This is a genomic window from Duncaniella sp. C9, from assembly GCF_004803935.1.
GTDB classification, from domain to species: domain Bacteria; phylum Bacteroidota; class Bacteroidia; order Bacteroidales; family Muribaculaceae; genus Duncaniella; species Duncaniella muris.
The window spans coordinates 2,319,199-2,333,286 of sequence record NZ_CP039547.1; the positions used below are offsets into that span (position 1 = coordinate 2,319,199).

Annotated in this window: 12 protein-coding genes; 1 reads left to right on the plus strand and 11 read right to left on the minus strand. The window is 50.5% G+C overall.

The annotated features are described in order from the left end of the window. Positions 1–32: 32 nt before the first annotated feature. Positions 33–1,283: an efflux RND transporter periplasmic adaptor subunit gene (locus E7745_RS09770; RefSeq protein ID WP_136408749.1), complete on the minus strand. Its 1,251-nt coding sequence runs from the start codon at positions 1,281–1,283 to the stop codon at positions 33–35. 84 nt (positions 1,284–1,367) lie between these two features. After that, positions 1,368–2,489: an AI-2E family transporter gene (locus E7745_RS09775; protein WP_136408750.1), complete on the minus strand. Its 1,122-nt coding sequence runs from the start codon at positions 2,487–2,489 to the stop codon at positions 1,368–1,370. A 177-nt stretch (positions 2,490–2,666) separates the two neighbouring features. On the opposite strand from E7745_RS09775, the gene E7745_RS09780 reads away from it, so the two are divergent. Beyond that, positions 2,667–3,998 (plus strand): glycoside hydrolase family 28 protein, encoded by a 1,332-nt coding sequence (locus E7745_RS09780; RefSeq protein ID WP_123398604.1) that lies wholly within the window; start codon positions 2,667–2,669, stop codon positions 3,996–3,998. A gap of 83 nt (positions 3,999–4,081) precedes the next feature. Here E7745_RS09780 and E7745_RS09785 read toward each other — a convergent pair whose 3' ends face one another. The 9 genes from E7745_RS09785 to E7745_RS09825 form a co-directional block, all read right to left on the minus strand. Further along, positions 4,082–4,855 carry a prephenate dehydrogenase/arogenate dehydrogenase family protein gene (locus E7745_RS09785; RefSeq protein WP_107031885.1) on the minus strand — a complete coding sequence of 258 codons (774 nt, stop codon included), beginning with the start codon at positions 4,853–4,855 and terminating at the stop codon, positions 4,082–4,084. 30 nt (positions 4,856–4,885) lie between these two features. Next, positions 4,886–5,953 (minus strand): bifunctional 3-deoxy-7-phosphoheptulonate synthase/chorismate mutase type II, encoded by a 1,068-nt coding sequence (locus E7745_RS09790; RefSeq protein ID WP_107031886.1) that lies wholly within the window; start codon positions 5,951–5,953, stop codon positions 4,886–4,888. Positions 5,954–5,995: 42 nt separating this feature from the next. Beyond that, the gene (locus E7745_RS09795; RefSeq protein ID WP_123398606.1) at positions 5,996–7,165 is read right to left on the minus strand and encodes a pyridoxal phosphate-dependent aminotransferase; all 1,170 of its coding nucleotides are present in this window, start codon (positions 7,163–7,165) and stop codon (positions 5,996–5,998) included. A gap of 77 nt (positions 7,166–7,242) precedes the next feature. Beyond that, positions 7,243–8,088 (minus strand): prephenate dehydratase, encoded by an 846-nt coding sequence (locus tag E7745_RS09800; protein ID WP_107031888.1) that lies wholly within the window; start codon positions 8,086–8,088, stop codon positions 7,243–7,245. A 321-nt stretch (positions 8,089–8,409) separates the two neighbouring features. Beyond that, positions 8,410–11,751 (minus strand): exodeoxyribonuclease V subunit beta, encoded by a 3,342-nt coding sequence (locus tag E7745_RS09805; protein ID WP_136408751.1) that lies wholly within the window; start codon positions 11,749–11,751, stop codon positions 8,410–8,412. Positions 11,752–11,813: 62 nt separating this feature from the next. After that, entirely contained in the window at positions 11,814–12,134 is a 321-nt protein-coding gene (locus E7745_RS09810; RefSeq protein WP_160631349.1) for a translation initiation factor, read from the minus strand. A gap of 82 nt (positions 12,135–12,216) precedes the next feature. Continuing rightward, entirely contained in the window at positions 12,217–12,732 is a 516-nt protein-coding gene (locus E7745_RS09815) for a hypothetical protein (RefSeq protein ID WP_107031891.1), read from the minus strand. A 33-nt stretch (positions 12,733–12,765) separates the two neighbouring features. Further along, positions 12,766–13,161, minus strand: a complete 396-nt coding sequence (locus tag E7745_RS09820; RefSeq protein WP_107031892.1) for a hypothetical protein — start codon at positions 13,159–13,161, stop codon at positions 12,766–12,768. 17 nt (positions 13,162–13,178) lie between these two features. Beyond that, complete coding sequence (locus E7745_RS09825; protein WP_107031893.1) at positions 13,179–14,087, minus strand: dihydroorotate dehydrogenase; 909 nt, start codon at positions 14,085–14,087, stop codon at positions 13,179–13,181. Position 14,088 lies beyond the last annotated feature (1 nt).

Consider the following 14,088-nt stretch of genomic DNA (forward strand, 5'->3'; position numbering starts at 1 on the left):
GTGGGGGATGTATATTGAAAAGGTTAAAATTTTTATTTCACTTTGACAGACGTGGCGTTGATGAAGCGTTTCATGTCGCTGACAACCACACGGTCACCGTCATTGAGGCCGTCAACCACTTCTACAAATTCGAAATTACTGTCGCCGAGGCGCACTGAGCGGCGTTCAAGTTTGTCATCGCCGTTGAAAACGAACAGTTCATATGAGCCCGGACCGGTGTAGAAGCTTCCGTTTTTGATGCGGCGGACATCTTCCATCACGTTACACATTATATATACGTCGGTTTTCAATCCTGAACGCAGGCGGCTGTCGGCATCATCGTCAAGGCGGACCGAGAAGGAGATTACGCCGTTGCGCGAGAGGGGAGTGACGTTGCTGACGGTCCCGTTCATGCGCTCGCTGCGGCCGATGCGCACCACGGCTTTGGAACCTACGCGGATGCGGTCGCCATAGGCATCGGCTATCTCTCCGTCAACCTTGAAATGGCTTAGGTCCGAAATGATGGCTATTTTTTCGCCTTCGGAGACCTTCTGTCCTATCTGGTCGTTGATGAATGTGAGAGTTGCTTTGCGCGGAGCCTTGATCTGCGCGTCATCGAGGGTGCGGCTCATCTCGCCGAGATTCTTGCGGGCTATGTTGATATCGAGGTTCTTGACGCTCAGCCCGGCGGCGGTAACTTTGCGCTCGTTGGCAAGCTGCTGGCGCATCTGTTCGAGTTCGAGTTTTCCGGTATTGAAGGCGAGTTCTGCCTGGCGTACGCGGTCGCCTGTGCCTGAGCCGAGGCTGTCGAGATAACGTTCGTTGCGCAGTTCGGCTTCGAGGCGGTTGACGGTCATTTCTTTTACTTTGACCTGCATGGCAAGGTCGCTGACACGGGTGTTGTTGTTGACCTTCTGCTGCTCAAGCTCGTAGTTCTTCATCTGTATCTGATCTTTGAGCTTGTTGAGTTCGGTCTCGGTGCTCTGCAGGTCGAGCCTCAGTAGGGGAGTGCCGATGTCTACACTGTCGCCGGCTTTGCAGTAGACCTCGATGATACGGCTGTTGATAGGCGAGTTTATGATCTCTTCGAAGGCCGGGACAATGCTTCCGCTTCCGGTTACTGATGTCTCGATGGTGCCGCTGTCCACTGTAGTTATCAGCAGATCCTCACGGTCTACGCTCTGGCGGCTGGCTATCAGCAGCGTGATCAGTCCGGCTGTAAACGCGGTTCCACCTATTATATAAGGCAGGTATTTGCGGCGCCGTGCGCTGTTGCGTTCTTTTGGGGTAAGTTCTCTATCCATTTGTGATGTCTGGGGTTATTTTCTGCAATACAATATTGCATTAATCGTGCCAAACTCACAAATGGTTGAAAATCAAGCGTAAGATTATTTCATCGGTGTCCGATTTCGGACATTTTCGTCCGTTGTACGCTCCCTGTCCGTACATCCGGGCCGGATGACGTATTCCTCATAGTAGGCAAGAAGCAGAGTGGTAAGAGGAAGGGCTATGATCATGCCTATCAGGCCCAGCAGTGTGCCCCATACCGATAGTGACAGCAGGATTATGGCAGGGTTCAGTCCCATTGCCTTGCCCATGATCTTTGGAGTCAGTATGTAGTCACAGGAGCACTGGCTTATGGCATAGACCAGCAGGCATTTTCCGAATTCGGTCCAGAAACCGGCTTCGCCGTTCATGGAGACTATCATGCAGACGAAGGCTACCGGAATGATGGTGATATACTGGAAATAGGGTATCATGTAGAGCACTCCCACAAGCAGTCCGAGCACAATGGCCATCGGTATGCCGACAATCGAGAAGCCGACACAATAGAACACTGCCGCACATAACGCCAGCAGGGCCTGTCCGCGGAAATAGCGGTTCATGCTGTTCTTGATGTCATTGCCTATCCGGATGGCTATCGGGCGGTATTTAGGAGGAACGAGCAGACCGAAACCGCGCATGATATGCTGATAGTCGAGTAGGATGAAAATCACATATATGAAAGCCAGAAACCATTCGAGCGTGTGGATCACAAAGCCGACTGATGCCGATATCACTGACGTACCTTTGCTGAGTATTGATTCAAGATGCTGGCCTTCAAGCAGCCTGACCATCGTGTCGTCATCGAAATAGGCAGTCAGATAGTCGTGAATTTCTTTGGGGATGAAGGGTAGCGACCTGTTGTGAGCCGAATAGTCGCGTATTATCGCAGCCATGTCATGGATTTCTTTCAGCACAGACGGCAGGAAGAAATAGATCAGGCCTCCGATAACAAGTGTCACTTCTGTCAAGGTGAAAAAAATAGCTGCAATGCGCCAGTGGAGATGCAGTTTTTTCAAATTGAATTCAACCAGAGGCTCAAGTATGTAGGAAATCAGGCAGGCCAGGAAAAATGGCAGAAGCACGTTGCTCAGTCGATTGACAAGCCAGTATACGCCTGTTACGAACGCGAGGCCTATCAGAATGCGGATGACTCTGTCAAATGTGAATGGGCGGGACTGTGACATGACAAAACCTGAATTGAAACGTGTCCTGAAAATAGTGTATATCTTAATAAAGGCTTACTCAGGCAAAAAGTTTTTTGTACCTTTGCAGAATATTGGTAAAATTAATGCCTGAAAAACTGATCTGGCTCTTTCTGAGTCGTGCAGATTGACAATAACTTAATCAAAATACCGGAATCAATGGAACTTAAATCTAAACTCCTGTCTCTCTCCCTGTTACTCGCTGCCGGATTTTCGGCCCAGGCCGAATTCAAGCAGTTTCCTGACGGAAGCCCGGTGCCGGCGTGGTTTAACGACGCGCATCAGCCGGCGCTCAACTCTCTCGGAAAGCAATATGTGGTGACCGAACATGGTGTGGTCAATGACAGCACCGTCATCCAGACCGAACGTATTCAGGCTGTCATTGATCTCGCAGCTCAGAATGGTGGAGGTGTGGTTGTGATCCCTGAAGGCACTTTCCTCAGTGGCTCGCTCTTTTTCAAGCCGTCTACCCATCTGCATCTTCTCAAAGGCGGCAAACTGAAGGGCAGCGATGCTATAACCCACTATGAGATCGTCAAGACCCGTCTCGAAGGCCAGACTCTCGATTATTTTGCTGCTCTTATCAATGCCGACAACTGCAATGGCTTTACCATCAGTGGCGAAGGCACTATCGACGGCAACGGCCATCGTTTCTATGATGAATTCTGGCTTCGCCGCAAGGTCAACAAAAAGTGTACCAACCTGGAGGCTCTTCGTCCGCGTATGGTCTATATTTCCAACTCCAAAGATGTGACCGTAGGCGGTGTGCGCATGGTCAACTCCGGTTTCTGGACCAACCACCTTTACAACTGCGAACGTGTGAAATATCTCGGCGTGACCATCCTTGCTCCGACCGACGGTTATCCAAAAGGCCCCAGCACCGATGCGATTGACATGGATGTCTGCAACGACGTCTTGATCAGCCAGTGCTACATGAACGTCAATGACGACGGTGTATGTCTCAAAGGCGGCAAAGGCACTTATGTCGACACTATTCCCGGCAACGGACCTGTTACCAATGTGATCATCGACCGCTGTACTTTTGGCAAAACAAATGCCGGCGTGACCTTCGGTAGCGAGGCCTGGGACTGCTCCAATGTCATAATGAAAGACTGTAAGTTTGAAGACACCTACCATGTGCTTCTTTTCAAGATGCGTCCCGACACCCCGCAGCAGTATCGCAATGTGCTGATCGACGGAGCCACCGGCCGTGTGCGCACAGCTCTTGAAGTCCAGACCTGGCGCCAGTTCTTCAACAAGGTTGAGCGCGATCCGATGCCTGAGTCAGGTGTAGACAATGTGGTGTTCCGCAACGGACATCTCGAATGCACCCGTGATTTCTACCGTCAGGGGCAAGGTGACTTCTACACCCTCAAGAACTTCATCTTCCGCGACATCTGGGCTACCGATCCCGCAGGCGGTGCATTCGACACCAACGGCATTCAGGACTGCATAATTCAGAACGTCACCATCAATGATGTGAAAAGATAAACCGTTCTGATAACAAATAAAAAGCAAACAGGCTGTGCGAGTGTGCTGCACAGCCTGTTTGCTTTTTATAAGGAGCTAAAATGTTATTCCACATTCTGGCGGACGCGGGCGAGGTAGGCTTTCATGGCTTCGCTGTCGTGGCGCTTGATGATGTCAAGAAGTTCAGCCATCTGCGACTGGATTTTCATCAGCTGCTCCGGGGTGTTGGGGTTGAAGAGTATCTCGCTGACAAGGTAATCGTCTTCCGACATGAGACCGCGGGCTATCTGCATGTGGCGTTTGAAGGTTGTGCCCGGCGCTTCCTGATGCTTCATCACTCCGGCAAATGCCAGTGTGGCGGCAAAGGGTATGGAGAGCGAATAGGCTATGGTTTCGTCATGCTCCTTGAATGTATATTCTACGATGTTCAGGTGCAGTCGCGAATATATGTCGCGGAAGAAGATCTTGCCGAGGTGGTCTCCTTCGCTGATGATGATGGCATTTTCGTTGCTCAGATTGCTGAGTGAGGCGAATGTCGGGCCGAACATCGGGTGGGTGCTGACATAAGGGTGTCCGCATCCGGCGTAGAACTCAGGCAGGCCTGTCTTGACTGAGGCTATATCGCTGATTATGCACGATTTTGAAAGGTAGGGGAGCACGGCCTTGAAGGCATCAAGGGTGTACTTCACGGTGGAAGCGTTGATAACGAGCTGCGGGTCGAATTCCCTGACTTCTTCAAGCTCTTTGAAGCGCTGGGCGTTGAATGTGAAGCGCAGGCGTTTGGGGTCTGGATCATAGACGGCTACATCATGATCGAATGAAAGCAGGTCGCAAAAGAAACTGCCCATTTTCCCGGCTCCGAGAATCAGAATTTTCATTATCTTGTGAGGAGGCTTCAAAAGAGTTTCTTATTTGTTGATTTCTACCTGAAGACGTACAGATTCCTCGTGGATGGCCGAAAGGATCGAGCGCATGAATTCTTCTCCGATGCCCATTGATTTGGCTGCAAGGATTCGGGTGCTCATCACATCGCCGTAACGATTGGGCTGGACCACAGGCATGTTGTGGTCACGTTTGTAAGTGCCGATCTCGCGGGAGATGTTCATTCGCTTGGCGAGTACTTCAAGCAGTTCGTTGTCGAGCTGGTCGATCTGACGGCGCAGTTGCACGAGGCTTTCTGCGGGAGCCGGAGCATCGCGGTAGACGAGGTTGTCGAGAATCACACTGAGCACTTCAGGTGTGATCTGTTGGTTCTTGTCACTCCAGGCACAGTCGGGGTTGCAGTGACTCTCGATGATCAGGCCGTCAAAGCCCATGTCGAGCGCCTGCTGAGAGAGTGAGGCGATAAGTTCGCGCTTGCCTCCGATGTGACTCGGATCACAGATGATGGGGATCTGCGGATAGCGGATGCGGAGTTCGAGAGGAATGCGCCACTGGGGATGGTTGCGGTAGATGTGTTCGCCATATGTAGAGAATCCGCGGTGGATCACACCGAGGCGGGTGATGCCTGCGTTGTAAAGGCGTTCAAGTGCGCCGATCCATAGCTCAAGATCCGGATTGACAGGATTTTTTACAAGCACTGGAATGTCACGGCCGCTTTCGCGGAGCACATCGGCGATCTCCTGCATTGCAAACGGGTTGGCCGATGTGCGGGCTCCGATCCAGAGAAGGTCCAGGTCATATTCAAGCGCGGCTTCGACATGGCTGCGGTTTGCAACCTCAGTCGAGATCTTCATGCCGGTTTCCTTGCGGACTTTATTGAGCCATGCGAGTCCGGGGACGCCTACACCCTCGAATCCGCCGGGCTTGGTTCGGGGTTTCCAGATGCCGGCTCGGTAGATTTTCACTCCTTTGCGTGCAAGCTGGGTGGCTGTTTCGAGCACTTGTTCTTCTGTTTCGGCGCTGCAGGGGCCTGAGATTATAATGGGTTTTGAGAGTTCTACTCCGTCAATTGCGAGCGGTTGAATATTTTCCATGACTGTTGTTGTGTATAGAGGTGTGTGGGTTAGTATATTATCTTATTTCTGGCTGTCGAGCGCGAGAATTCGCTGCAGGGCTTCCTTCATTCGGTCTTCTGTGGCGCAGAGCGAGATGCGTATATAGCGTTCGCCGTTTGATCCGAAGATAAATCCGGGAGTGAGGAATACTTTAGCCTCTTTGAGCAGACGGTCGGCAAGAGTTTCTGATGTCACATCCGGATCGTTGATGCGTCCCCAAAGGAAGAGGCCTTTCTGCGATGGGTCGAATGAACATCCGAGGGCAGTCATGAGCTCCTCGGCTACTTTGCGGCGAGAACCGTAGAGGGCATTGACTTCGTCATACCAGCTTTGGTCTGCTTCAAGAGCCTTGGCGGCGGCAAGCATGAGCGGCTTGAACTGTCCGGAGTCTATGTTGCTCTTGACTTTCAGTATCCAGGAAATGAATGTGGGGTTTGAAGCTGCCATGCCCACACGCCAGCCAGGCATGTTGTGGCTCTTGCTGAGCGAATTCATTTCAATAGCTATCTCCTTGGCTCCCGGCACCTGAAGAATGCTCATCGGATGATCGTTGAGGATGAATGAGTAGGGGTTGTCATTCACTATCACTATGCCGTGTTTCTTGCCGAAAGCAATGGCTTTCTCAAACGTCTCCATTCTGGCTGCTGCGCCTGTCGGCATGTGGGGATAGTTGAGCCACATGAGTTTTATGCGATCAAGAGGAAGCTTCTCAAGAACCTCGAAATCGGGCTGCCATCCGCTTTCCTCTTTGAGATCATAACTGAAGATTTCGGCTCCCACAAGGCGGCTGATAGAAGAATAGGTAGGATAGCCGGGGTTGGGAACGAGCACTCCGTCGCCAGGATTCAGAAAGGCAAGTGAGATATGAGTCACAGCTTCTTTAGATCCGATCAGCGGCTGAATCTCTGATTTGGGATCAAGTTCGACACCATACCACTTTCTGTACCATCCCGCAAAAGCCTGGCGGAGTTCCGGCAGGCCTACGTGTGGCTGATAGCCGTGATTGTCGGGGGCTTGCAATGCAGCTGCCATAGTGTCGATCACATCTTTGTGAGGCGGACGGTCTGGGCCTCCGATGCCGAGCGAGATGACATCGTGTCCGGCGGCTTTCATTGCGGCCACTTCCTTGAGTTTGGTTGAGAAGTAATATTCCTTTATGTTTTCAACTCTTTGAGAGGGGCGGATTTCCATCGTAATCTAAATTTATTGAGAGATCAGCCGGCGCAGTTTCCCAGAGTCGGCTTTGAACTGAATTATAGTCTGTCGGATTAATGTGTCATTTGGGCTTCGGCATATTCTCCGAGCACTTTAAGATCTTTGATCAGAGGCCTGACGGCTTCCATTGCCTGATGATAGCGCACGAGGCTGTCAAAAGTGAAATCAACATAGAACCGGTATTCCCACTCGCGGCCTATTATAGGCATCGACTGTATTTTGGAGAGATTGATATCGAAAAACGAGAGTATGGTCAAAATTTTCGACAGCGCTCCTTGTGTGTGGGGGGTGGTGAATACGATCGAGGCTTTGTTGATGTCTCTTTCCGCAGGTCCGTATTCTGCTGCGAGCAGCGGATCTGCCAGAATAAGGAATCGGGTGAAGTTGCGTTTGTTGGTCTCGATCCCTTTTTCAAGTATGTTGAGTCCGTAGAGATTGGCGGCATATTCTCCACAGACCGCTGCGTGGCCTGTCAGATTTCCTTCGGCTATCTCTTTGGCGCTTCCGGCTGTGTCAAGGCGCTCTACGATTTTGAGGTTGGGATGGCGGCGAAGAAACTGTTCGCATTGCATGAGAGCCATAGGGTGGGAGTTGACCTCCGACAATTCGTCAATAGTCTGTCCGGGAAGAGAGGCTATCACGTGTGATATTCGGAGTTTCAGCTCTCCGATGATCGAGAGATTGCTCTGACGCAGCAGTTCGTGGTTCTGCAGGAGGCTGCCGGCTATTGTGTTTTCAATCGCCATTATTCCGAAGAGTGACGCATCGTTGGCCAGAGTCTCGAACATGGCCGGAAACGTTTCGCATGCCACTGTCTGTATTTCTTCTCCGTTGAAGTAGAGGTGTGCGGCGGCATCGTGATAGCAGCCGGCTACTCCCTGGATCGTGACCTTTTTCATTGTCGGTTATGATAATTAAAAAATCCCGTTTTCACATTGGAGAACGGGATCGTTATTCGATATTATAAAAATTAGTCTGATGCAAAAAATCACATATGCAAATCCCGTTCTTATTTTTTGTCAAAATAAAAATAATAAAAATAGGAGTATGCGTAAAATCGCTTCATGTCTGATTCTGAAAAATTATTTTTGAAATCTTTGTCACAAAAATAGGCATTCTTAGAGGAACTGCCAAATAAAATTTAATAAAATTAGTGTGCAGAGCTGTAAAAATGTTATATTTTTGCTGTTTTTTCAAGAAAATAGCAATATTTTGCTCTGTCAGACAGCAAATTCAACTATTTCGCCACTGTCGAGATAGTAAAGATAGGCACGGAGATTCTGATATCCGAGTTCCGCGAGCAGACGGGCGTATTCTATCAGCTGCCGGCGATATTTGCCTGCCGGCTGCGATCCGCTTTTGAAATCGATGATGTCGATATGGCCGTCGGCGGTCCACACCACGCGGTCAGGGCGTCGTGATTCTGACGGAGATAGAACCACAGGTCGCTCTATCAGCAGCCGCGTGTAGCCGTCGAACCATCGGGCCGCCCGCGGATCCTTTACCCTGCTCTCTATGATCGCGTGGATTTCCTCAATATCCGTCTCTGTCAGTTCTTTTGCTTTTTTTGAATGGCGCAGATTATTGACTGCCACCGGTACATCTGCCACCGTGCGTATTGCAGCCATTGTGTCATGAAGCATTATGCCGCGGTCGCGGGCATCTTCGATATTGTAATATTTCTCTTCGAGATGCGTATTGTCCCAGAACGAACGGTGTGACTTGGAGTCGTAGCAATCCACTTCAAGCAGTCTTGATGGAGTGAGAGACGTTTTCTCCGCATGTTCTTCTGTCGATTTGACCGATGGCTGGCCGAGAGTGATCAGGCTGTCGGCCAGCGAGAATGACGTGAATGGCGATTGCGAGAGATCGTGAATGCCATTGATCTGTTCGAGACCCCGGCAGAAGGTTGGATCGCACATTGTCAAGGCATTGTAGATGTCAGGACCTATGCTTGCACCCTTTGCTTCTGGTGAAGTTATGCCTATATGCAACTCATCGACGGCTCTTGTGAAAGCCACATACAGAAGATTGACAGTGTCAAGTTTTGCCTGGGCTGTCACTTCAGCGTACCTGTCGGCAAAGACAGTCCCCTCCATTGACGATGACAGTTTCAGCGGAATCATCGGCGGAATGCAGTCGGTCGGAACGCCCGGAATTTCATCAATCTCGAACCAGGCGAGTTCCGAATGTGACCCGCTGTTCATCTGGGCGAATGGAATGTGCACGCAGGGATATTCCAGACCTTTGGATTTGTGGATGGTCAGGATGTTGAGCGCGCTGTCGTCCTTGGCTCCGGCTACAGCCGATTTGTGGCCTGATTCGTCCCACCACCTCAGGAATGCTCGTATGTCACCCTGCCCGCGCCCCACGAATTCAGTGACCAGATCCTGAAATGCGGTGAGGTAGAGATTTTCATCACGGCGGCTTTTTTCGGGAACGAAATTGACAATGATGTTCTCGACCAGGGATACGAGGTCGATTGAAGTCGGGTTCTGACCGGTTGATCCGGACTCTTTCTTAGGGTCAGCCATTTCGCTGACGGTATTTCCCTCTGCACGTAAAGCGAGATCGAGAGCGGAGGCCGGGGTCATGGCGCTGTCGGTGCGCAGTGATTCGTAACGGTTGATGAGGTTGGCTATCTCGCGTTGGGTCTTTTTGCGCGGACTTGTAGAGAAATCCGTAGATGAAAGAAGACGCAGCCGGCTCAGAATAAGAGACACCGCAGGAGAGTTGCCGATGAGAAGCGAGGAGTCTGACACGATCCTGAACACAGGGAACGACGGATCTGCTTTCCTGACATCCTCAAGATGACCGATCACTGCATTTCCTTCATCCCATCGTCTGACAAGGATAGCAATGTCCCCCGGACGATAGCCCGACATCAGTTGGCGACGCAGTTCCACGGTCAGATTGTCAAGAGCCTCGGTCATCCAGTCTTCTTTCTTCGTGCCGGAATAGACTTTGACTCTGACATAGCCGCGGTGAGAGAGGTGTTTCGGTGAAATCTGCTGGGCTACATTGGAATATATGTCCTCATATCCAAGGTTTTTCACCAAAGCGGAGAAAAAAGTGTTATTGAATCTGATAACATCGGCCGATGATCTCCAGTTGGTATTCTCTTCAATGGTATTTCCGCTGATGACGGTGCGTCCCTGGGCCATTTCTTCGGTGTGGAGATTGTGCAGCAGGGTGGGGTCGCTGTTTCGGAAGCGGTAGATACATTGCTTTTCATCACCGATGACAAGATTGTCGTTATCATAGGCAAGGCTTTCGCTGATCAGTGGCCTGATGTTCTGCCACTGACTGTGGGATGTATCCTGAAATTCATCGATCAGATAATGCTTGAACCACACTCCGACTCTTTCATAGAGAAACGGAGCGTCTTCGTTGCCTATGATCTTTGCAATAAGCGCGTTGGTGTCACTCAGCAGAATAGTTGAGTTTTCTTGCCGGAATTTGTCAAGATATGCTGTAAGAGTCGAAAGCATACCCAGCTGATAGAGATTCGCGGCTATGATTTTCAGCGGTCTGACATTTTTTGCGCAGAATGACATTGATGCCACGGCATTGCTTATCAGCCCGTCGAGTTCCGGTGTGCGTAGCGGCGATGTCTTGCCTTTCTTGACGTATGCCTGCTCTATGTCGTCTTCGACCTTGGCTATCGTAGCGGAAAGAGCCTTGCTGTCATAGCCGTTCTTCTGCCATTTGACAAGGGGCTTGTAGACATTCGTCAAGATTATGTCACGTGATTTTTTGTCATCAATGGCATCTACCGCAGCCTTGCATGCGGCAGCAGTCTGGCGGGTGATTTTGCCTATTATATTATATATGTGGTTCTTGAAATTGTCAAATTTCTTTTCATCGGCAAAATACTCCATCAACCGGCTCTCATTTTCCCGGAAAACGTCATCAGTGATGTCGTTGATGAATGAAATAAGATCACGGTGAATATATGAACTGCGGTTGAATATGTTGAACGTGCGCCCGTCCTCGATCAGATGAGTCATGTAGCTGGAAAGCCAGTTGATGAGATAATTCGTGCGGGCAGTCTGTTCTCCGTGGTTGAGGTCTTGGAGCAGTTTGTCAACACTCATTCCTATCACACCCTTGTCATCAAGCTCAAGTTCGTAGTTGCCTGACACTTCAGCTTCGCGTGCGAATGACCGCAATATGAGCTGGAAGAAGGAGTCGATGGTCGAGACGCTGAAGAAGTTGAAATCGTAGAGCAGGCCGCGCAATGCAGTGGCGGCTGCGGCTTTCAGGTCTTCGGATGTGCAGCGGAATGCAGCACACAGATCAGCTTCATAGGGGCTTGTCTTGGTCCAGCCTTTCTCCAGTCCGGCAATGACGGCAAGTTCATGGATGATTCGGATTTTCATTTCCTCTGTGGCCTTGTTGGTAAACGTGATGGCCAGCACGGATCTGTGTGATCCGCTTGCAGATTTGCGCAGATGGTATCTGCCCGATTCATCTTTTCTGCCGAGAAGCAGTTTGATATATTCACGGGCAAGGGTAAATGTCTTTCCGGAACCGGCCGAAGCCTTGTAGATGTTAATCATTGAAAGGAGGAAACAGGGGGAGGTGCTTGCTGTATATGATGTGGCGCTGGAGGGCTATGGTTTTATCTGACCTTATAGCCCATTTCAGAGAGCAGTTTTTTCAACTCTTCTTTGCGGTCGCCCTGGATGAGAATCTCTCCACAGCGGGCCGATCCGCCGGTTGAGAGGCGCGATTTCAGTTGCGACGCAATTTCTTTGAGCCTGTTCTCGTCACATTTGAACCCGACCGCAAGAGTGGCGGTTTTGCCTTTGCGCCCTTTCTTGTCAAGAATTACTTCAATGGTCTCAGGCTCTTTTGCCTGGGTCGGCTTTTCTTCAATAAACTCTTCCCGGTCTATCTCGCCTGATGCGATTTTCTGGGATAACAGATCTTTCCAGTCCAAATTCAGAGGCGTTTAAAAAAGATTATGTTTAATGCTTTCGCCGGCCAAGGGGGCCGGCGAGGCTGTCATAGGATATGTTGTTTCAGTGGATATGTCCGCAGTCCTGATTGATGGAATCGACAACGGCCGGATCAGTGACTTTGCCAATTTCAGTGGCCGGAACTTCCCAGTCATGATCCGATGGGATTTCGCGCGGATTGTCCAGCGCATGGACTATGGTAGATAGGGTCATGGCGTATTTTTCCTGCTCTACCGGGAGCGTACGATAGAAATTCTGGGCCGAATCTGCATTCAGTTTGAAAGCCTCCCGATAGCAGCGGGCAGCCAGCTGGATGTCATCAGGATTGTCCGTACGGTCATTGAGCTGCATATAGAGTATTGAAAGCCGGGCATAGTCAGAGGCTTCGATCCCCTCTTTTTCGGCGGAGGTCATGATGCCGTTGCAGATGTCGCGGGTCGCATTCATGTCTTCATCGGCAATAGCTATTTCCGCTGCGGCAAACTGATCGGAAACCGAATGGCCTTTGCCACACGAACTGGTTGACAGCGACAATCCGACAATAGTTACTGCCAGAAGATATTTCAGGTTGTGTGCCATTGTAAAGATTCTGAGTGAGACATTAGGTGGTTGTCATTCATTGCGGCGCTGGAAGAGGTAGCTTACTCCGCCGCTTTCAAGCTGAAGAGAGAAGTCATTGTGTGAAATTATTTTCCGAGCCACTCGTGTCGGAATATCTCCGATCAGAGTGCTGTCTCCGTCAAAGTGAATGGAGCCGGGGGTGAGTTCTATGATCAGAGAGTCATTGGCCACATCCCAGTTGCCGTCCACGCTGTATGTGAGCACACCCGGTTTCATCGCGGTGACTGTGCATGTAGCATCCTTGCGCAGTTGCATCACGGGTTCAGTCTGTGACAACTCAGGGTTGTAATATGTGCCGATAATCTGACGGGCTTCCTTGCTCAGATGGCTGCAGGATGCCACAGCTAAGCTTCCAAGGAGAAGAAGAGAGATACGGAAATTTTTCATTCGGGTTGATTGTTATGTCAGATGCAGCCGACGATTTCGTTTATGTCATTGATCCCATGACGGATGCAGTAGTCTTCCATGAAATCAATGACTTTCATTGTGACTGCTGGGTCTATAAAGTTGGCTGTGCCGATTTCAACAGCAGTGGCTCCGGCAAGCATGAATTCGATGGCGTCACGGCCATTCATGATGCCTCCGAGGCCGATCACCGGGATGCTGACTGCTTTGGCCACCTGCCAGACCATACGCACTGCCACCGGACGTACCGCAGGGCCAGAAAGACCGCCGGTGACTGTTGAAAGGTGAGGCTTACGACGCTCTACGTCAATCGACATGCCCATAAGGGTGTTGATGAGCGAGACCGAGTCGGCTCCTTCGGCTTCAACAGCTTTGGCGATGTCGGCTATGGATGTTACATTGGGCGAAAGCTTTACAATGAGTGTCTTGTCAGGGTAAGCCTGACGCACGGCGCGGGTTACTTCTGCCGCGCCGTTTGTGGTAGTGCCGAAAGCCATTCCACCTTCCTTCACGTTCGGACACGAAATGTTGACTTCAATGGCGCTTACATCATCGAGGCCGTGAAGCCTGCGGGCTGTCTCTGCATAGTCATCGACATTTGCGCCGGAGACGTTGACAATCAGTTTTGATCCGAGACTGCAGATGCGCGGGTAGATATGTTCGATGAAATAGTCCACACCTTTGTTCTGCAGCCCTACCGCGTTGAGCATACCTGACGGAGTTTCGACCATGCGTGGATAGTCATTGCCTTCACGATGGTTGAGGGTAGTACCTTTTATTATATATGCACCGAGGCGGTTGATGTCTATGAACGGAGTGAATTCTTCGCCATAGCCGAAAGTGCCTGATGCGGTCATCACCGGGTTTGAAAGCTGGAGCTTTCCTATGTTGACTGATAGATTTGCCATT

Excerpts from the sequence above, each read along its gene's own strand:
- E7745_RS09770 (WP_136408749.1), bottom strand. The coding sequence starts at position 1,283 with ATGGATAGAGAACTTACCCCAAAAGAACGCAACAGCGCACGGCGCCGC.
- E7745_RS09775 (WP_136408750.1), bottom strand. The coding sequence starts at position 2,489 with ATGTCACAGTCCCGCCCATTCACATTTGACAGAGTCATCCGCATTCTG.
- E7745_RS09780 (WP_123398604.1), top strand. The coding sequence starts at position 2,667 with ATGGAACTTAAATCTAAACTCCTGTCTCTCTCCCTGTTACTCGCTGCC.
- E7745_RS09785 (WP_107031885.1), bottom strand. The coding sequence starts at position 4,855 with ATGAAAATTCTGATTCTCGGAGCCGGGAAAATGGGCAGTTTCTTTTGC.
- E7745_RS09790 (WP_107031886.1), bottom strand. The coding sequence starts at position 5,953 with ATGGAAAATATTCAACCGCTCGCAATTGACGGAGTAGAACTCTCAAAA.
- E7745_RS09795 (WP_123398606.1), bottom strand. The coding sequence starts at position 7,165 with ATGGAAATCCGCCCCTCTCAAAGAGTTGAAAACATAAAGGAATATTAC.
- E7745_RS09800 (WP_107031888.1), bottom strand. The coding sequence starts at position 8,088 with ATGAAAAAGGTCACGATCCAGGGAGTAGCCGGCTGCTATCACGATGCC.
- E7745_RS09805 (WP_136408751.1), bottom strand. The coding sequence starts at position 11,751 with ATGATTAACATCTACAAGGCTTCGGCCGGTTCCGGAAAGACATTTACC.
- E7745_RS09815 (WP_107031891.1), bottom strand. The coding sequence starts at position 12,732 with ATGGCACACAACCTGAAATATCTTCTGGCAGTAACTATTGTCGGATTG.
- E7745_RS09820 (WP_107031892.1), bottom strand. The coding sequence starts at position 13,161 with ATGAAAAATTTCCGTATCTCTCTTCTTCTCCTTGGAAGCTTAGCTGTG.
- E7745_RS09825 (WP_107031893.1), bottom strand. The coding sequence starts at position 14,087 with ATGGCAAATCTATCAGTCAACATAGGAAAGCTCCAGCTTTCAAACCCG.